Here is a 20,189-nt window from a genome sequence, read left to right as displayed (position 1 = left end):
TGTCAATTTTGTTAATGTGTCAATCAGTCAATTTCTTAACCAATTAATTGCGATAAAAAGGCTTCATCCATAAAGGTGAAATCTTTAAAATTGTACTTTGCTTCGTGTAAGACGGTGGCATCGCCAATTCCTACACTTATCATGTTGGCAATATTAGCCGCTTGAATTCCCGCTACCGAATCTTCAAAAACGATGGCATTTTCATTGGAAACTCCTACCAATTGTGCTGCTCTTAAAAATACTTCCGGATCTGGTTTTGCGTTGGAAACGTCATTTCCGTCAACAATAGCATCAAAAAAGTGCATGATATTGGTTTTTTCTAAAATAGGTCGCGCGTTTTTACTTGCCGAACCCAAAGCAATGAATTGGTTTTTACTTTTCAGATATTCCAATACTTTTAGTACACCTGGAAGAATTTCAGTCTCGTCCATGTCTACTAAATAGGAAAGATATTCTTCATTTTTTTGAACCAACCATTGGTTTTTATTTTCTTGAGAAGCTTGGATGTTTCCCAATTCTAAAATAATGTCTAAAGAACGAACTCTACTCACGCCTTTTAAGCCTTCGTTGTGTTCGTGTGTAAATTCGATTCCTAATTGATTGGCCAACTTTTGCCAAGCTAAAAAATGATATTTAGCGGTGTCAACGATTACGCCATCAAGGTCGAATATGAATGCTTTTTTTGTCATAACACTTAAATTATCCAGAAATTGCGTTTTTATCGGTTATTAAAAAATTGCAAAGTCCTGCAATTATTAATGAAATTCCGGCTAATATCATTGCATTTATAGTTGCTTCTCCCATTAACTTATAGAGTATATTGATACCTCCAATTGCAGCAACTATTTGCGGAATTACTATAAACATATTGAAAAGCCCCATCATCATACCCATTTTTTTTGGATTTACAGCGCTAGAAAGCATTGCATAAGGCATTGATAGAATACTACCCCAAGACAACCCAATTAAGACAAACGAAATGAAAAGTGTTGATGGAGTTGCATAAAACATATAAATAAATCCGATTCCTCCTAAAATTAAAGATCCAAAATGGATTAATCTTCTGTCGATGCTGTATTTTGCTGTGTAAAATGTAAGTAAAAGTGCAAATGCCATAGAAGATAATCCATAAACACCCATTGCAGAGCCTACAAGGTTTGAAGCATCTTGATATTTTAAATTGGCTGCAGCATATTCGCTTTTTTGAACGGCGTCTTCCATGTTATAATTTTTTTCGATAGGCGAAGGAGCAATGTAAACATGTTCAGTTAACGCAGGTGTGGCCATGCTCCACATAGTAAAAAAGGCAAACCAACTAAAAAATTGAATTATTCCTAATTTTAGCATAGTGGCAGGCATTTCTTTTAGACTTAAAAACAAATCTTTGAAAAAGGCTGCTTCTTTTTTTTCTTTTTTAAAGGCTTCTAAATTTTCTGGCGGATATTCTTTAGTGGTAAAAATAGTAAACAATATACTTGTAAGAAAAACAAAAGCACCAATGGCAAAAGCAACTTTTACAGACATGGGAACTTCACCTGCAAGCGCTTCATTACTTACACCTAATTTATTTACTAACCAAGGTAAATTACTTGCTATCCAAGTACCAATACCAATAATAAGAGTTTGAATTACAAATCCATTTGATCTTTGTGATTCTGGAAGTTTATCGGCAACTAATGCTCTAAAAGGCTCCATGCTTATATTTATGGAAGCATCTAAAATCCAAAGAAATCCAACAGCAATCCATAAAATTGGAGAATGTGGTACAAAAAACAGTGCAATTGAACTTAAAATAGCTCCAATTAAAAAATAGGGTTTTCTTCTTCCTAAAGTAGGATGCCAAGTATTATCAGACAAATATCCAATAATAGGTTGCACAATAAGACCTGTTAAAGGCGCTGCAATCCATAATAAGGGGATGGCATCTTTTTCAGCTCCTAAAGTTTGAAAAATTCTGGACATAAACCCTCCTTGAAGGGCAAAACCGAACTGGATTCCCAAAAAACCGAAACTCATGTTCCAAATTTCCCAGAAACCTAATTTACGCTTTTCCATTATCGTAATTTATTGATTAATAAATCGATAAGCGTTATATGTGCTTATCAAAACTTATGTTTTTAGAAGTGAAGTTACAAGTTTTGATAACACAAATATAAAAGGTTATTTTAATAAATAATCTTATTTGTGCAAATATTTTTAGTTATAATTTTAAAAATTAAAAATATAAAATATTGATTTTTAAATAGTTAAATCAAACTATCACGATTTCGTAGATTCTCGAATTATTAAATTCGTTTCAATAATTTCGGTTCTGTAATGCTCATCATCTTCATCTTCTAATTCCAATCTATTTATAAGCATTTCAGCTGCCTTTCTTCCCATTTTAATACCATTTTGACTAATAGTGGTAATAGTTGGGGTAGAATATTTAGAAATAATTCCATCTGTAAAAGCTACAACTGATAAATCTTCAGGGATTTTAATACCTTTTGACATGGCTAATTTTATTGCAGTTACAGCAAATAGTTCATTAACAGCCAAAATAGCATCAATTGTTTTATTTTCTAATAATTCATTGATTTTCTCATCGCAATGCTCTGTATCCTCGATACGAATTATAAGGCTTTCATCTACTTCAATTCCATGATCGAGTAGGACGTTTAAATAGCCATCAGTTCTAAGCTTTCCAACACTTACATAATCAACTGTCGTAAGTAAGGCAATCTTTTTTAGTCCTTTTGAAATTAAAAAATTTGTAGCTTCATAAGCGGCTAATTGGTCGTCAATTATTACTTTATCACACATGATATCATTAGAAATTCTATCAAAAAGGACCACTGGCATTCCTTGATTAATTACTTCTTGAAGATGGTGAAAGTCTTTCTTTTGCTGGGTTTCTTTTGACAATGACATGATAAAACCATCTGTACTCCCATTTGCCAACATTTCCATATTGATAACTTCTTTATCGAAAGATTCGTCTGATAAGCACACAATAACATTATAACCAGATTCGTTTGCCACTTGTTCAATACCACTAATTACGGTAGCAAAAAAATGATGGACTATCTCGGGAATAATAATACCAATCGTCTTAGTTTTCTTGTTTTTTAAACTTAATGCAATATTATTTGGCTTGTAATTATATAACTTGGCAAAAGCTTGCACTTTTAAACGCGTATCTTCACTGATTTCAGGGCTATCACGAAGCGATTTTGACACTGTTGAAATTGACACATCTAATTCTTTTGCAATTTGCTTTAAAGTAACTTTTCTTCTCATGACAATTTAGGCGATTATAATTTTTAAATAAATGTAACTTATTTTTTTGGGTATTGCAATATTATGCTAAAAATTAGTGAATATTGATAAAGTTTTCAACACGAAAACGTTTTCGAAAGGTTTTTCGTAAATCTAGGTTTTTTTATCCGTAATTTTTACATAAATTTAACATTAGAAGTGAATTTACAAGCGATTAAAAAACAATTTAACCTAAACAATTTGTATGAAAACACTGCAAAAAAAGTTATTGCTTTTGCTACTGATGTTACCTTTTGGCTTATTGGCTCAAAACACTCTTAAAGGAGTTGTTTTAGATGGTTCTTCGAAACAACCCTTGCCAGGAGTAAATGTACTAGTAGCAGGCACAACAAATGGAACAACTACCGACTTTGATGGAAATTTCACTTTAGCAAACATCAAAAAAGGAGATCAAATTGTATTCTCATATATAGGATTCAAAGATGAAACCCTAGTATATGAAAATCAAAATACAATAACGATTACTTTACAAGAAGATCAAAAAGAATTAAAAGACGTTGTTGTAATTGGATACGGAACAACAACTAAAAAAGATGCTACGGGATCAGTAAACACAATAACTGCAAAAGATTTTGTTAAAGGACCTGTAGTCTCTGCTGATCAAATGATTCAAGGTAAAGTAGCAGGGGTTCAAATAACGAACGGTGGTGGGTCACCAGGGGAAGGTTCTACAATTAGAATTAGACAAGGATCTTCATTAAACGCTAACAACGACCCTTTATTTGTTATAGATGGAGTACCTGTTGCACAAGACAACACAGGTGGTCGAAATCCATTAGCTACAATAAATCAAAATGATATTGAGTCAGTTACCGTTTTGAAAGACGCATCAGCAACGGCAATCTACGGATCACGTGCATCGAATGGTGTAGTTATTATTACTACTAAAAAAGGAAAATCAGGCGAATTAAAAGTTAACTATAATGGAAACGTTTCATTAAGTGAAATCTCTAAAAAAGTTGATGTTTTAAGCGCAAATCAATTAAGAAATTATGTTAATACTTTTGGAAATGCGAATCAACAAGCTTTATTAGGAAGTGCAAATACAGATTGGCAAAATGAAATTTATACTAAAGGTATAGGAACTGACCATAATGTATCGTTATCTGCAGGTAATAAACTTATTACTTACAGAGCTTCAGTTGGATTAACAGATATGAATGGTATATTAAAAAGAGACAACATGAACAGAGCGACAACCGGAGTTGCTTTAGTTGGAAACTTTTTTGATAATCATTTAAGAGTTGAATTAAATAATAAAACATCTGTAATGAGAAACAATTACAGTAATAGAGGAGCGATAGGTTCAGCTGTTTCATTTGATCCAACGCAAAGTGTTAGAAATGGTAGTGGTTCTTATTTTGAATGGAACCAACAACTAGCAGGAAGAAACCCTGTAGCTTTAATTGAACAATTTAACAACTTTGGTAATAATTTTAGAAGTTTAGGTAATATTCAAACCGAATACAAACTTCATTTTTTACCTGAATTAAAATTAGTAGCTAATTTGGGTTATGATTATACGTCTGGTAGAACATTTGGAAACTCAAATCCTACTTACGCATACGACGTTACCGATTCTTATGAAAGTCAAAACTATAGTAAGAATCGTCTAATGGATTTATATTTCAACTACAAAAGAGATATTAAAACCATTGAAGGTAACTTCGAATTAACGGCGGGTTACAATTATCAAAACTTACAATATTATGGAAGTGGTTTCTCCGTAAACAATTTAATTACTTCACAAAACAATCCGTATTTTAACGAATTAAATTTGCAATCATTCTTTGGAAGAGCTACAGTTAATTTATTTGACAAATATATTTTGACAGCTACTTATAGAAGAGATGGTTCTTCAAGATTTACAGAAGAGTTTAGATGGGGGGATTTCCCTTCAGCTGCGTTTGCTTGGAAATTAAATCAAGAAGAATTCCTTAAAAATATTTCTGCAATATCAAATCTTAAATTAAGATTAGGTTGGGGTATTACTGGACAACAAGATATTGGAAGTTTTTATCCTTCTCAACCAACATATTTAGCTTCTGATGCTCAAGCTCAATATCAATTTGGAAATCAATATTACAACACTGTTCGTCCTGAGCGTTATAATCCTAACTTAAAATGGGAAGAAACAGAAACAAGAAACATTGGTTTAGATTTTGGATTCTTAAATAATAGAATTTCTGGATCAGTTGATGTTTATGAAAAAAGAACCGAAGATTTATTAGCATTTATACCAAATCCACCATTTTTTGGTTTTTCTAACTATGACAACTATAACATTGGAAAAACAAAAAACCAAGGTTTAGAAATTGCTGCAGAAGTTATTCCTATTAAAAATGATAATTTAACTTTGTCAATTGGTGGTAATATAACTTTCCAAAATTCTGAACTTACAGATTTAGTTGAGGGAGCACCAAACTTCGGAATTGAAACTGGTGGAATCGCTGGTGGAATAGGAAACAACATACAGGTTCAAACTATTGGTTATGCGCCAAATTCATTCTTTGTATATGAACAAGCCTATGATAATTTAGGAAATCCTATAGACGGAGTATTTATTGACAGAAATGGAGACGGCTCTATCACAACTGCTGACCGTTACGTTTACAAAAAACCAAGTGCTGATATTTTTTATGGTTTTTATACAAATTTAACATACAAAAATTGGGACATGGCAATGTCTTGGAGAGGAAGTTGGGGTAATTATGTGTACAACAATGTAGATTCTAATTTAGGATGGAGCAATCAAGTTTTAATTAGAGAAACTGACTTAGGAAATGCTGTTACTGAGATTCTAAATACTAATTTTAACTCCACTTCTGCTGAAAGATATCAATCAGATTATTATATTCAAGATGCTAGTTTTATTCGCTTAGACAATATTACTATTGGATATAATTTCAAAAAATTTATGTCAGAAAAAGTTAGTGCAAAACTTTCTTTAGGAGGCCAAAATTTATTATTAATAACAGATTATAAAGGAATTGATCCTGAAGTAAATGGAGGTATTGATAATAATATTTATCCTAGACCTAGAATTTATACATTAGGATTAAATGTAAACTTTTAATAAAGAACTATGAAAAATTTAAAATTAAAACTTTTTAGCTTAGCTTCAGTTTTTGTTTTAACTCTAATTACTACCTCATGTGTAGATGAACTGAGTACAGAACCTGAAGGATCGCAACAAACAGCAGAAGAATTGTTCAGAGATCCAGCATCTTATAAACAATTTTTAGCAAAACTATATGCTGGCTTGGCTACCACTGGACAACAAGGTCCAGCTGGAAATGGAGATGTTGCTGGAATTGACGAAGGATTTAGTCAATATGTGAGAAACTATTGGAATTTCCAAGAACTAACTACTGATGAAGCTATTATCGCATGGAATGATGCAACAATTAAAGATTTTCATTGGCATACTTGGACTCCTTCAGATGGGTTTATTAAAGCAACTTTCTATAGATTAGCCTATCAAGTTACAAATTGTAATGAGTATTTAAGACAAACTACAGATGCAAAACTAGATTCTAGAGGTATTACTGGAAGCGTAAGAAATGACATAAAAATTTATCGTGCTGAAGCTAGATTTTTGAGAGCATTGAGCTACTGGCATATTATTGATTTATTCGGGGGAGCTTCACTTGAAACAGAAGACTCTACAACAGAATATCACTTGCCAGATTACGCAACAAGAGCTGAGTTATTTGCATTTGTTGAGTCTGAATTAAGTGATTTAGAAGCTGATTTAATGGCTCCAAACTCAAATGAACAATTTAGAGTTGACAAAGCCGCAGCATGGATGTTAAAAGCAAAACTTTTAATGAATGCTGAAGTATATGTGGGAGTAAATAGATATACTGACGCAATGACTTACATTAACAAAGTTATTTCTGAAACATCATATACATTAAATCCAAACTATAGACATTTATTTTTAGCAGATAATGATACTAATGGTGCCCAAAATGAATTTATTTTTGCCATAGCATTTGACGGATTAAACACAAAAACTTATGGTGGAACAACTTATTTAACTCATGCTCCAGTTGGAGGTAGTATGACAGCATCTGAATTTGGAATAAATGGAGGATGGGCTGGTTTAAGAACTACTTCAGCTTTTGTAAATAAGTTTAATGGCATGAATTCTGATTCAAGAAAACAATTTTATACATCTGGACAAGCACTTGAGATTGCAAATGTTGGAACATTTACAGATGGATATGCTATTTCAAAATGGAGAAATGTAGATATTAATGGGAATCAAGGGTCAGATGCTGCTGGTGATTTTGTTGATACAGATTTTCCTGTTTTCCGTTTAGCTGATGCCTACTTAATGTATGCTGAATGTTTTGTAAGAGGTGGAGGTGGCTCTAGTTCAAATGCAGTTGGATATATTAACGCATTAAGAGAAAGAGCATATGGCAATACTACAGGTAACATCTCTAGTGGTGATTTAACACTAGATTTTATATTAGACGAGAGAGCAAGAGAACTTCATTGGGAAGGACATAGAAGAACAGATTTAATTCGTTTTGGTAAATTCACAGGAAGTTCATATATCTGGCCATGGAAAGGCAATGTACCAACAGGAGCACCTACACCAACTTACAGAAATATTTTCCCTATACCGCAAGATGCGATTAATGTTAATCCAAAATTAATTCAAAACCCAGGTTATTAATAATTAAAAAAAAGCAATATGAAAAATATATTAAAATCAGTATTTATATTATTTGCTGCTCTTGTAGCATCATGTAGTGTTGACGATGTTCAAGATAGACCAGTAATTGAAGGTGTTGATTCACCTATTTTATCTGCTCCAGAATCAGGAAGCACATATACTTTATCTCCTGCAAATATGACACAACAGGCAGAACGATTTGTTTGGTCAAAAGCAAATTATAATGGAGATGTTGCGATTAGTTACACATTAGAAATCGATGTTGAAGGTGGTGATTTCTCAGCACCACAAAACTTAGGAGGTACTACTGGAGCATTACAACTTTCAGTATCACAAGAAACTTTAAACGGCGCATGCTTGGCATTGGGAGCAAATCCATATTCTGCAACTAACTTTGATGTTAGAGTTGTTTCGAGTGCTTCAGGTTTTGATTTAATGGGATCAAATAAAGTAACTATAACAGTAATTCCTTTTACAACAGACTTACCACAACTTGCGGTACCAGGAAATCACCAAGGATGGAGCCCGGGAACAGCACCAAGAATTGCTGCTTCAGGATTTGGGCAAACTGATTATGAAGGCTATGTTTGGCTTGATGGTGAATTCAAATTTGTAGGACCTAATGGATCAGGAGTTTACGATTGGGGTAATACTGACTGGGGAGATAATGGTGATTTTTCAGGAATTTTAGCAGAAACAGGAGAATCTAACTGTTCAGCAGTAACTGGATATTACAGAGTAAGAGCCAATACTGGAACATTAACTTATACAACAACTGCAGTTAGTTGGGGAATCATTGGCGCAGCGACTCCTACAGGATGGGATTCTGACACAGATTTAACTTACAATTCAACAACTAAAAAATTAGAAATTGCTAGCATTGCTTTAGTCCCTGGAGCATTTAAATTTAGAGGTAACAATGCATGGAGCAATGGTTTTGATTTAGGTACAGTAAATGCTGATGGGTTCTTAGTTGACGGTGGAGACTTGACATTCTCAGGTCCTGCAGGAAATTACAAAGTTATTTTAGATTTATCTAATCCTAGAAAATACACTTACGAGTTAATTGCTCTTTAATTTAAATTATAAAGGGCTGCTTAAAGGCAGCCCTTTTTTCCATTTACAGCTATGAAGAAAATATTATTTATATTAATACTGTCGTTAAGCAATCTATACTTTGCTAACGCACAAGTAACTATTACCCCTAGCAGTTTTAATGTTACGGATCAGATAACCATTACAGTTTCAACAGCAGCACAAGCTTGTAATCTTATGGGTACAACCCCAACTAAAGTATACATGCACGCAGGAATTGGTGACGACAGTAATGCTTTTGGTTTTTCAGTAGTAGGAAACTGGGGTCAAGATGATAGTGTTGGATTAATGACTAATAACGGAAATGGAACATGGAGTATAACTTTAACTCCTAGTACATATTTTGGTTTAAATGGTACACAACAAGCTAATGCTACAAAATTAGGAATGGTTTTTAGGAATGCTAATGGAAGCCAAACTTTAAAACTACCTCCATCATGTGGTGATTTTATCTTCAATGTAGGTACTTTTCAAGTTAACTTAACAGCTCCAACTAATAATAGTGCAACCATTATTAATTCTGGAGGTAATTTAAACATTGCTGCAACTAATACCGGTGGAAATGCTTTTTACAATTTAAAGGCAAATGGAACAAGTATAAACACTAACACAACCTCAAATTACTCTTTTAACCACACCAACATTACAACTAACACAAGTTATGAATTAGAAGTAACATTAGGTGTCTCAACAATTACAAGAAGATTTTCTGTAATCGTAAATCCAGGTAGTACTTCACAAGCTATACCTGTAGGGTTAGTTAACGGAATCAATTATAATACTACCGATAACACTAGGGCTACCTTAGTATTAGAAGCACCGGGTAAAGATTTTGTATATGTTGCTGGTAGTTTTAATAACTATAATCCGAATTCTAGTTATGCGATGAAAAAAGATCCCACAACTGGAAAATTTTGGTTAGAACTTACGGGATTAACTCCAGGCGCTAATAATACGTATCAATATTGGGTTGTAGATCAAACACCTGTTGCAAATTCACCATCTTTAGTAAAAGCAGCTGATCCATGTTCAACCATGGTATTATCACCTTATGATGATCCTTGGATCTCAAACACTACTTTTCCAAATTTACCTGCATATCCATCAGGACAAGAAAGAGAGGTAACTTGGTTTAAAACTGGAACAACTCCTTATAACTGGCAAGTAACTAACTTTACAAAACCTAACAAAGATAAATTAGTCGTTTACGAACTATTAATTCGTGATTTTGATGCAGATAGAAACTTTCAAGATTTAATTGATAGAATTCAATATTTCAAAAACTTAGGTATAAACGCTATTGAATTAATGCCTATAATGGAATTTGAAGGAAATGAAAGTTGGGGTTATAATACTGCTTTTCATATGGCTTTGGATAAATTCTACGGAACTCCAGAAAAGTTCAAAGAATTAGTAGACATCTGTCATCAAAATGGAATCGCTGTGATATTAGATATTGCATTTAATCATGCTTTTGGAAGAAATCCTATGGTAAGAATGTGGATGAACGATCCTGATGGAGACGGTTGGGGCGGACCAGCTAGTGATAATCCTTATTTCAACACCACAGCAAGACACAGTTATAGCGTAGGAGAAGATTTTAATCATTCTTCAACACTAACTAGAAACTATGTAAAACAAACAATCAAACATTGGATAACAGAATACAAAATTGATGGTTTCCGTTGGGATTTAACAAAAGGATTTACACAAAACTGTACAGGTGGAGATGATGCTTGTACAAATGCATATCAACAAGACAGAGTGGATGTGTTAAAAGAATACGCAGATTATTCTTGGAGTTTAGATAATGACCATTATGTGATTTTTGAGCATTTAGGAACAGACAATGAAGAGCAACAATGGGCAAATTATAGATTAGGTGAAGGAAAAGGAATTATGATGTGGGGTGAAATGTATTCACAATACAAAGAACTTGCTATGGGATTTTCTACACAAAATATTTCGAGAATGGGCCATACAAGTCGCGGATTTACCGGAAAGAGATTGATAGGCTATCCAGAAAGTCATGATAAAGATAGAATGATGTATGAAGCCGTAACTTATGGAAATGGTGGTGGAACAGCTCCTGTAAACGGGAATCTAACAAATGCATTAGCTAGAATGGGCGCCATAGGAGCTATGAGTATTCTTGTTCCCGGTCCAAAAATGATTTGGCATTTTGCTGAATTAGGAAACAATCAATCAATTTACACCTGTGCAAATGGAACCGTTAATGATGAAGGTACTTTTTTTCCTGGTGATTGTAAATTAGATACGAAAGAGCAAGTACAATGGACTCAAAACTGGTTGTCAGATACCAGAAGAACAGCTATTTTAAGCGATTGGTCAAAATTAATTAGTCTAAAAACTTCTGAACCTGTATTTAGTTCTGATTTTGCAATTAGCCCTGATGGAAGTAACATTCGTCAAAGATTATACGTGTACAACAATACTTTCCCAACAACCCAATTGCGTAACGTAGTAGTTATTGCTAACTTTTCAGTAGGAAATCAAAGTATAAATCCAAGTTTCCCTACAGATGTATACTCCTACCCTATGACTTGGTATAATTTAATGGATAATACTCCTGTAACAATAACAAGTCCAACAGCAACTATTACTTTAGCACCAGGTCAATTTAGAGTTTATGGAAATAGACCTTCAACCTTATCCTCAAATGATTTAGAAATTATAAAAAACGAGGTCTTGATTTTTCCTAACCCTACAAGAAACAGTTTTGCACTTTCAGCAGATGTGAATCAAGTAGAAGTTTATACAATAACAGGTCAATTGATTAAATCATTCGCTAATGTACTATCCAATCAGCAATTAGATATTACAAATCTTGAAACTGGAATGTATTTAATAAAAATAACAGATGTTAACGGTACAAGCCAATCAAAGAAATTAATAAAAGAATAAATTTATTGTTAGTTAATAAAAAGCCGCTTGAATTATCAAGCGGCTTTTTTAATGGTTATAATATCCAAAATAAAAAAGCCCTAACCTTAGTTAGAGCTTTCAGTGCGGGTAAAAGGACTCTAATCTATGTGTTTTATGCTTTTCTGTGCAGAGATAGAAATTATATTTCTCTTTAATATCAATACTTTACGCAATTTTTAAAAAGTTTACTTGCACAGAGTAGCACACAAATACAAACTTTTTGGGGGAAATACGGGGGAAATTTTTTATCTTTGATTTATGGCAACAGTTTCATTTAAAATAAATTTAAAAGCAAAAAATGACCCAACTAAAATATATGTTAGGTTCAGAGGAACCGATTTTGATTGTGAAACACCAACGCAATTTTTGATCCCAAAAAAGGATTGGAGCAATCCTAAACAAAAAGTAAAAGCTACTTTTGATTCTGGAGATTATCGAAACAAAATTAATCCTCAATTATCGGAACTTAAAGAAGAAATCATAAATCGTTATAATGAGGACAACCACAAAGGGATAAAAATACAAATAAATTGGTTAAAAAACCTCATCTTAAACTTTCATAACAAGCCGAGCCATAACGAAAATGACATAAAAGTTTTTCTTACATCATTTTCAGACAAATTCTCTAAAGAAGCCGTATTTAAAATCAATTCTAAAACAGGTGAAAAATTAAATCTGAGAACTGTACAGGATTACCAAAATTCATCCAACAAGTTAAAAGCATTTGAAACCTACATTGGAAAAAAAATAAACCTTACTGAAATTGATTTTAATTTTCATTCTGAGTTTATAAAATATTTAAGATCCGAAGAATTTTTGGGAGAAAACACCATCAAAGGAATTATTACAAATCTGAAAGCATTTTTAAGAGAAGCCGATAGATTAGGCTATAAAGTGAATCCTTCTTTTAAAGATAAAAAGTTTAGCTCACCTTCATTTAAACCAAAAGACATATACTTTAATGAAGAAGAAATTGAAAAGATACGAAATCATACATTTGATGTAGATTATTTAGACAATGCTAGAGATTGGCTAATTATTGGAGTATGGACTGGTCTTAGAGTTTCAGACTTGCTTCAATTAACTAAAAAAGACATAAAAGAAGGCTTCATAGACAACACCAATTTTAAAACCAACATTCCCGTAACAATTCCAATTCATCCACACGTTAAAGAAATACTTGACAAAAGAAATGGTGAATTCCCGAGAAAAATTAGCGACCAAAACTTTAATGATTACATTAAGAAAGTCGCTGAAAAAGTTGGATTTAACGAGTTAGTTGATGGCTCAAAAAATCAAGTCTTGAAGAACGAAAAGGGAGAAATTATTCTTGATGGAGAAGGAAAAAAAATACATCGCAAAAAACAGGGCAAATACCCTAAATGGGAATTAGTAACAAGTCATATTTGTAGAAGATCATTTGCATCTAATCTTTATGGTAAAATTGACACTTTGACAATTATGAAAATTACGGGGCACACAACAGAAAAACAATTTTTAGATTATATAAAAATCACACCTAAACATCATGCAGAAAAATTGAGCCAACTTTGGGCTAAATTATACAGCTAATCTTGCAAACTGCTGTTAGTGGTGGTTTTTTATATCAATATTTCATCTAATATTTCTTTGAGTCCTGGAATTCGATGAGATAAAACCTCTATTAGATTGATGATTTCTATTGCATTTACCGTTCGCTGAATACTTGCTTCAGTTTTATCATAAGTTTCTCCAGCGTGAGAATAAATTTCATTTAATTTATCCGAAGGACAATCGAATGTTTCAACATTAACCGTATCAATATCAATACCTGTTGATTGTAATATGAACTGCTTAGTTAATTTCGGAGAAATTTTTTGGAAATGAGCTTCCTCTGCAATAAACCATGCTTCTGTCTCCATTATGCACAATAAAAAGCTTGTAGGTATGGGTTTTTGAGGAACTCTGTAAGGAAGTTGTTTTCTTAATAGTGGTATAGTAGCTTTATCTTCAGGATGTACATCTCGAATTCCAATTATTTTGTTAAATTGATTTTTGTGTAATGAGTTTCTCTGATGATTAATCATTGAACGGATAGTTGATAGACCACCACAATCGTATATGTGAAAAGTATGGGTTGGGGTTCCACTTGTAGCTTCATGTTGTTCACGTAATGTAACTCTTACGGGAATTTTATTTCCACCTCTTAACTTATATAAGTAAAAAGAAACATTTGCAGCTCCATAATTATAAAGAACAATATTTTTTACGAGTAGCATTTCCGTAAATCCCTCAACAAATAAAGCTATTTTCATAAATTTAGTCTATTCTTCTGAAAACCCGTTTTTGAAAAAACCTGAAGCAAAAAAATCAAAATGATTTAGCCCCGTAAGACTATAATTACCAAATGTATCGGGAGAATTTTTGTGATTATAATATTTAACTTGATTACCTTCTCGATCAATTATTTGCCAGTATTTCAAATCCACACTATTCATTACAAAACTATCATTAGTAGACATTATGAGTTGCATATTAGGGTTTTTCTCTGCTTTAGAAATAAGTAGATCGATTAAATTTGTAGATCTTTCAAAATCTAAACCCTCACCGACATCATCAATTAAAATTAATCCAGGAATTTTTTCTAATTCATAATAATTAAAGTGAATGATAATTGAAAGGGCTCTAAACATACCATTAGACATTCCTAATTGATCTGTCCAACAAGGAAGATCTTTTTCTTTAACCCTTACACCTGTTATTATAGCATTTGGATTTTCCGCAATAGAAATCGTAAAACCGCTCAATGGTCCCAAATCAATATCTGTAATTGGAAATCCGATAGAAGTAAAATCAGTAATTATTTTATCTAAAAACTCTTTCCCGTAAGTTTTTAATCCCTTATTAAAAGTTGGAATGGTTCCTCTGGTATCCTTTATATTAAATTCAGATTCTTTTAAATTTGGATCTTTTAAACCTAAAACTGTCTTTGTCGAAGAATCACTAAATTGAAAAATTCTCGTATGTATTGCCCAAAAATTTATATCTTCCAAATATGGATAATTAATTTTATCTCTCCTGTTAATTTTTAATTCATTTGTTGGAATCTCAAATTCATGATAATCTCCTTTATAAGACAAAATTTTCCCTTTCCCATTTTGATCTCTTTCTATTAATGTTTTTGAACCTGATTTAAGTATTTCACTAGTTATGTTACCTTCATGAACTGTTAATAAAAATTGATATGTAATATCATCTTTTTGGAACGTAAAGTCAAAATCTCCTTCTGTAAAATTAAGTGGTTTATTTTCAGCTAAATTATTCGCTAAGCCATTAATTAAACTCAAAGTTTTTGATTTACCGCTTGCATTTTTACCTACTAATAGATTTATTCCTTCAAAACTAATTGGATTTAAATTCCAAAAATTTTCGGTGTGTTTGAATTGAGAATAAGTAACGCCAATAATTTGCATAACATAAATTTTACGCGAAATTAATTAACTTTTTTGATATGTTATCGTTTAATGCTTAAATTCTCAAAATTTTCAGAAAAATTACTACTATTACTACTAACTTAAAGATTTAATATAATTTAATACATCAGAATTTCTAAACCTTACTGATTTTCCTATTAGGCATGACTTTAGCTTTCCTTTATTCTTAAGATTGTCAACTTGTCTGATACTTATGTTTAACTTTTTTGCCACTTCGTGTTTGGTTAGTAAGCTATCATCTAAGTAATAGTTTGCCGAAAGGTCTTTTTGAAGTTCAGAAACAAAATCACTAAGAACCGAATCCACTCGGCTCTTAATGATACTGTTTAAAAAATCTTCATTTAATAATTTACCTTCCATTTAAACATAAGTTTTAGTTATAAAAACCGTAATAATTACTTTTTACGGTTTTTAAATTTTAATTTTAGCACATTAACAAAACTCACTAAAATCTACCATTGCAATAAATTCATCTTCGTCTACACTTAAAACTTCAAGATAAAAATGTCTTAAATCATATATGTATTCGAACTGTATAAAAACATAACTTGGAGAAAACCCCTTATCAATATCGACAACGAAACTCAAACCCATTTTATCCAATAAAAAGAATACAGGTGATAAACCGAATAAATTTCCTTCAACATCTTCAGGCTTTGAAAACACATTTGAATGCAAAAAATCACTTTTAATTTCTGCTTCAGAACAAAACTCCACATTAAAAGCCCCTAATCATTTAGCTGTTTTTAATACATTTAACAGCGCAACTGCGTCAATTCTTAATGACGCTTCATTAATTTTTTTCATAATTTAAAAATTTTTATAAATAAATAATTATGATAATCGATTATCAATTTTTACTCGCTCAAGCCTTACAAAGTTGGCGCAATAAATCGACTTTTTTTGCTTCAGATTAGTTAGTTTAAAATTTTGATTTAAATAAGTTTATTTAAACTTATTTTATTGATTTTCAATTTATTAAGAGAAATAGAAAGTTATATTTATAACAAAAAACACAATGTTTCATTATAATTTAACTAATTTTTTTTATTTCAGCCTATTTTTATCGAACTTTACTGCTATAAAAAACAAGAATATTCTTACTTTAAAAATTCTGAAAAAGCGAGTTTTAGTTTCATAACGCTTTTATACTATATTTTTTTGTCTTAATTTGGCACAAATTCTATCAAAAAATGACACTCTCTCAATACATCGACAAAATAAACACGCTTTACAAAACAGGAAACGCTCGAGAACATTCCTATCGTGGTGACCTTCAAAACCTCATCATGGCAATTTTACCTGATGTATTAGTAACAAACGAACCCGCTCGAGTTGATTGTGGCGCACCTGATTATGTATTGACCCGTAAAGACGTTCCTGTAGGATATATTGAAGCGAAAGATATTGGAGTAGACTTAGGAAGCAAGACACTTAAGGAACAGTTTGATAGATATAAATCGGGATTATCAAATTTGATTTTTACTGATTACATGGATTTCCATTTTTATAAAGATGGAGAACTAACCACCAAAATTGCTATTGCTAAAATTGAAAATGGTTCCATCGTTCCGATTACGGAAAACTTTGACCAATTCAATAAACTTATAAAAAACTTTGCCGAAACCATTTCCCAAACCATTAAGTCACCAACTAAATTGGCTCAAATGATGGCGGGTAAGGCTCGCTTAATGGCGGATATAATTGAAAAATCGTTAAGCCATGACGACCAAGAAGGCAAACGTTCGCAACTAAAATCACAAATGTTATCGTTTCAACAAATGTTGATTCACGACATCGATAATAAAGCGTTTTCTGATATTTATGCTCAAACAATTGCTTACGGTATGTTTGCAGCTCGCTACCACGATCCTACTTTACCAACATTTTCAAGAATGGAAGCTGGAGAACTAATTCCAAAATCAAATCCATTTCTTAGAAAATTATTTCAAGACATTGCGGGTTTTGATTTAGATACCCGATTGGTTTGGATTGTGGATGAATTAGTTAATATTTTCTTGGCTTCTGATGTGGCTCAGATTATGCGTAATTTTGGTAAAAGCACTAAACAGGAAGACCCTGTGGTTCACTTTTACGAAACGTTTTTAGGTGAATACAATCCCGCTTTAAGAAAAGCTCGAGGCGTTTGGTACACTCCGCAACCTGTAGTTAATTTTATAGTTCGTGCCGTTGATGATATTTTAAAAACTGAGTTTAATTTACCACAAGGTTTAGCGGACACAAGTAAAACTAAAATAAAACAAAAAGCCGTTACGCAAACAGGCAAAGGAGCCAACTCCAAAATAAAAGAGGTTGAAACTGAAACAGAAGTTCACAAAGTACAAATCTTAGACCCAGCAACAGGAACAGGAACTTTTCTTGCTGAGGTAGTGAAGCACATACACAAGAAATTTGAAGGACAACAAGGGATTTGGAGCAAGTATGTAACCAATGACTTAATACCTCGTTTAAACGGCTTTGAGTTACTAATGGCGAGTTATGCTATGGCGCATTTGAAAATGGATATGTTGCTCACTGAAACAGGTTACAAACCCACAGACGACCAACGTTTTAAAATATTTTTGACCAACTCATTAGAAGAAGCGCACCCCGATACCCAAACCCTATTTAGTAGTTGGTTAAGTGACGAAGCCGACCAAGCTAATGCAATTAAACGAGATGCACCCGTAATGGTGGTTATTGGAAATCCGCCTTATGCCGTTAGTAGTACTAATAAAAACGAATGGATTCAAAATCTAATTGCAGATTACAAAAAAGATTTGAACGAAAGAAAAATCAACCTTGATGATGATTATATAAAATTCACTCGTTTCGGGCAACATTTTATTGATAAAAATGGTGAAGGTATTTTAGCTTATATTTCTAATAATAGCTTTATCGATGGAATCACTCACCGTCAAATGCGAAAACATTTACTAGAAAGTTTTGATAAAATCTATATTTTAGATTTACACGGTAACTCGAAGAAAAAAGAAGTTTCACCTGATGGCTCTCCAGACCAAAACGTTTTTGATATCATGCAAGGTGTATCTATCAACTTATTCATAAAAACAGGAAAGAAAAAGAAAGATGAATTAGGTGAAGTTTTTAATTATGATTTATACGGAAAAAGGGAATTTAAATATGATTTTTTGAATCAAAATTTAAAAGACTTAAAATGGACTAAAATAAATTATGAAAAGCCTTATTATTTTTTCATTCAAAAAAATTATAATATTTTAAAAAAATATGAAACGGGTTTTTCAATTGATTCTTTATTTAGTTCATATAATTCAGGAATTCAAACAAAAAACGATTCGTTAACAATTAAATTTACTGATAATGAAATCAAAAATACAATTGATATATTTAAAGAATTTGATGAAAATGAAATAACTTCTAAATTAAACATAAAAGATAGTGCAGGTTGGAAAGTAAATAGTGCAATAACTGACATCAAAAACAATAAAGGAGTTTTTACTAATATTAATTATAGGCTTTTTGATTTTAGAAAAACTTATTTTACTGGAAAATCTTCTGGATTTATAGGAAGAACTAGAGGGCAAGTTATGAGCTCAATGCTTAAAGATAATTATTCTCTAATCTTTAAAAGAACTGGAAAAGTATATGGAAATAGTTATGATTTTATTTTTGTTTCTAAGTTCATAGTTTCAGAAGGATTTTATGTTATTGACCCTTTAGGAAGAGAATATTTAGCTCCACTTTATCTTTATCCTGAAATTACTGACCAAGCAACTTTATTAGATGAAGAAGTTCGCACCCCCAATCTCAACATGGAAATTGTGAATGAGATAGCAAAAGGGTTGGGGTTAGCATTTACACCAGAGAAAGAAGACGGCAATGTTTGTTTGGCAAATGATAAAGACGTTCGTTCTGAGTATAGAACCACGTTTGCTCCAATTGATTTGTTGGATTATATCTATGCGGTGCTTCACTCACCAACCTACAGAGAAACGTATAAAGAATTTTTAAAAATAGATTTTCCTAGAGTGCCTTATCCAAAGGATTCCAACATCTTTTGGCAATTGGTTCAACTAGGTGGAGAACTAAGACAAATACATTTGTTAGAAAGTCCTATTGTAGAAAAATACATCACTCAATATCCTGAAGACGGTGACAATATTGTAAAGAAACCTGTTTACAAAAATGGAAACGTATATATTAACGAAACGCAATATTTCGCCAACGTTCCTGAAGTAGCTTGGAACTTTTACATTGGTGGCTACCAACCCGCTCAAAAATGGCTTAAAGACCGCAAAGACCGTGAACTAGGTTTTGAAGATATTTTGCATTATCAAAAGATAATTGTGGCGTTAAGTGAGACGGATAGGATAATGAAGGAAATTGATAAAATAGAGATTTAATGAATAAAGAGGATCTAGCTAGAATAATAAATTCTATTAGGAGTAATTCTATAGAACAATTAGAAAGTGCAAATAGTAACTGTTTTGTTTTTCATGAAAAAGAAACAAATTCTATTATTTCCATGCCAGATAGGATATATGAAAATATTATGAGAAAAGAGTACAGATTTTTAACTCAAGGATACGTTTTAATTCAAGAGCCATATTTAATAAATGACTTGAAATTTTACTCTATTGATGATCCTTTACCATTCTAGTCAAATGGTTCAAATATGTAAT

At 32.1% G+C, this 20,189-nt stretch carries 14 protein-coding genes; 7 read left to right on the top strand and 7 right to left on the bottom strand.

Annotated elements, in window-relative coordinates; genetic code table 11:
- Window positions 1-35: 35 nt before the first annotated feature.
- The 3 genes from pgmB to OJ995_RS07470 all read right to left on the bottom strand — a co-directional run bounded on the left by pgmB (window position 36) and on the right by OJ995_RS07470 (window position 3,282).
- Window positions 36-689 carry a beta-phosphoglucomutase gene (pgmB, locus tag OJ995_RS07480; protein ID WP_264368841.1) on the bottom strand — a complete coding sequence of 218 codons (654 nt, stop codon included), beginning with the start codon at window positions 687-689 and terminating at the stop codon, window positions 36-38.
- A gap of 10 nt (window positions 690-699) precedes the next feature.
- Window positions 700-2,055: an MFS transporter gene (locus OJ995_RS07475; RefSeq protein ID WP_264368840.1), complete on the bottom strand. Its 1,356-nt coding sequence runs from the start codon at window positions 2,053-2,055 to the stop codon at window positions 700-702.
- Window positions 2,056-2,259: 204 nt separating this feature from the next.
- Window positions 2,260-3,282, bottom strand: a complete 1,023-nt coding sequence (locus OJ995_RS07470; RefSeq protein ID WP_264368839.1) for a LacI family DNA-binding transcriptional regulator — start codon at window positions 3,280-3,282, stop codon at window positions 2,260-2,262.
- A 223-nt stretch (window positions 3,283-3,505) separates the two neighbouring features.
- Here OJ995_RS07470 and OJ995_RS07465 point away from each other — a divergent pair, with 223 nt between their 5' ends.
- The 5 genes from OJ995_RS07465 to OJ995_RS07445 all read left to right on the top strand — a co-directional run bounded on the left by OJ995_RS07465 (window position 3,506) and on the right by OJ995_RS07445 (window position 13,624).
- Complete coding sequence (locus tag OJ995_RS07465) at window positions 3,506-6,397, top strand: SusC/RagA family TonB-linked outer membrane protein (protein WP_264368838.1); 2,892 nt, start codon at window positions 3,506-3,508, stop codon at window positions 6,395-6,397.
- Window positions 6,398-6,406: 9 nt separating this feature from the next.
- Window positions 6,407-8,011, top strand: a complete 1,605-nt coding sequence (locus tag OJ995_RS07460) for a RagB/SusD family nutrient uptake outer membrane protein (RefSeq protein ID WP_264368837.1) — start codon at window positions 6,407-6,409, stop codon at window positions 8,009-8,011.
- 18 nt (window positions 8,012-8,029) lie between these two features.
- Window positions 8,030-9,088: a SusE domain-containing protein gene (locus OJ995_RS07455; RefSeq protein ID WP_264368836.1), complete on the top strand. Its 1,059-nt coding sequence runs from the start codon at window positions 8,030-8,032 to the stop codon at window positions 9,086-9,088.
- 51 nt (window positions 9,089-9,139) lie between these two features.
- The gene (locus OJ995_RS07450) at window positions 9,140-12,031 is read left to right on the top strand and encodes an alpha-amylase family glycosyl hydrolase (protein ID WP_264368835.1); all 2,892 of its coding nucleotides are present in this window, start codon (window positions 9,140-9,142) and stop codon (window positions 12,029-12,031) included.
- Window positions 12,032-12,310: 279 nt separating this feature from the next.
- Window positions 12,311-13,624, top strand: coding sequence for a tyrosine-type recombinase/integrase (locus tag OJ995_RS07445; protein ID WP_264368834.1), 1,314 nt, complete (start codon window positions 12,311-12,313; stop codon window positions 13,622-13,624).
- A gap of 29 nt (window positions 13,625-13,653) precedes the next feature.
- Here the strand turns inward: OJ995_RS07445 and OJ995_RS07440 are convergent, their stop codons facing one another.
- The 4 genes from OJ995_RS07440 to OJ995_RS07425 form a co-directional block, all read right to left on the bottom strand.
- On the bottom strand, window positions 13,654-14,346 hold the full coding sequence (locus OJ995_RS07440; RefSeq protein ID WP_264368833.1) for a hypothetical protein: 693 nt from the start codon (window positions 14,344-14,346) through the stop codon (window positions 13,654-13,656).
- A gap of 9 nt (window positions 14,347-14,355) precedes the next feature.
- Window positions 14,356-15,504 (bottom strand): ATP-binding protein, encoded by a 1,149-nt coding sequence (locus OJ995_RS07435; protein WP_264368832.1) that lies wholly within the window; start codon window positions 15,502-15,504, stop codon window positions 14,356-14,358.
- 96 nt (window positions 15,505-15,600) lie between these two features.
- On the bottom strand, window positions 15,601-15,885 hold the full coding sequence (locus OJ995_RS07430) for a helix-turn-helix transcriptional regulator (RefSeq protein WP_264368831.1): 285 nt from the start codon (window positions 15,883-15,885) through the stop codon (window positions 15,601-15,603).
- A 72-nt stretch (window positions 15,886-15,957) separates the two neighbouring features.
- Entirely contained in the window at window positions 15,958-16,242 is a 285-nt protein-coding gene (locus OJ995_RS07425; RefSeq protein ID WP_264368830.1) for a hypothetical protein, read from the bottom strand.
- A 476-nt stretch (window positions 16,243-16,718) separates the two neighbouring features.
- Between OJ995_RS07425 and OJ995_RS07420 the strand changes: the two genes are divergently transcribed.
- On the top strand, window positions 16,719-19,910 hold the full coding sequence (locus OJ995_RS07420) for a type ISP restriction/modification enzyme (RefSeq protein WP_264368829.1): 3,192 nt from the start codon (window positions 16,719-16,721) through the stop codon (window positions 19,908-19,910).
- Window positions 19,910-20,167, top strand: coding sequence for a hypothetical protein (locus OJ995_RS07415; protein WP_264368828.1), 258 nt, complete (start codon window positions 19,910-19,912; stop codon window positions 20,165-20,167). The genes OJ995_RS07420 and OJ995_RS07415 overlap by 1 nt, the downstream gene beginning before the upstream one ends.
- Window positions 20,168-20,189 lie beyond the last annotated feature (22 nt).

It is taken from the genome of Flavobacterium lacisediminis (genome assembly GCF_025909975.1).
GTDB classification, from domain to species: Bacteria; Bacteroidota; Bacteroidia; order Flavobacteriales; family Flavobacteriaceae; genus Flavobacterium; species Flavobacterium lacisediminis.
The sequence above is the reverse complement of the archived record's forward strand: the minus strand, read 5'-3'. Positions and strand labels throughout refer to the sequence as shown.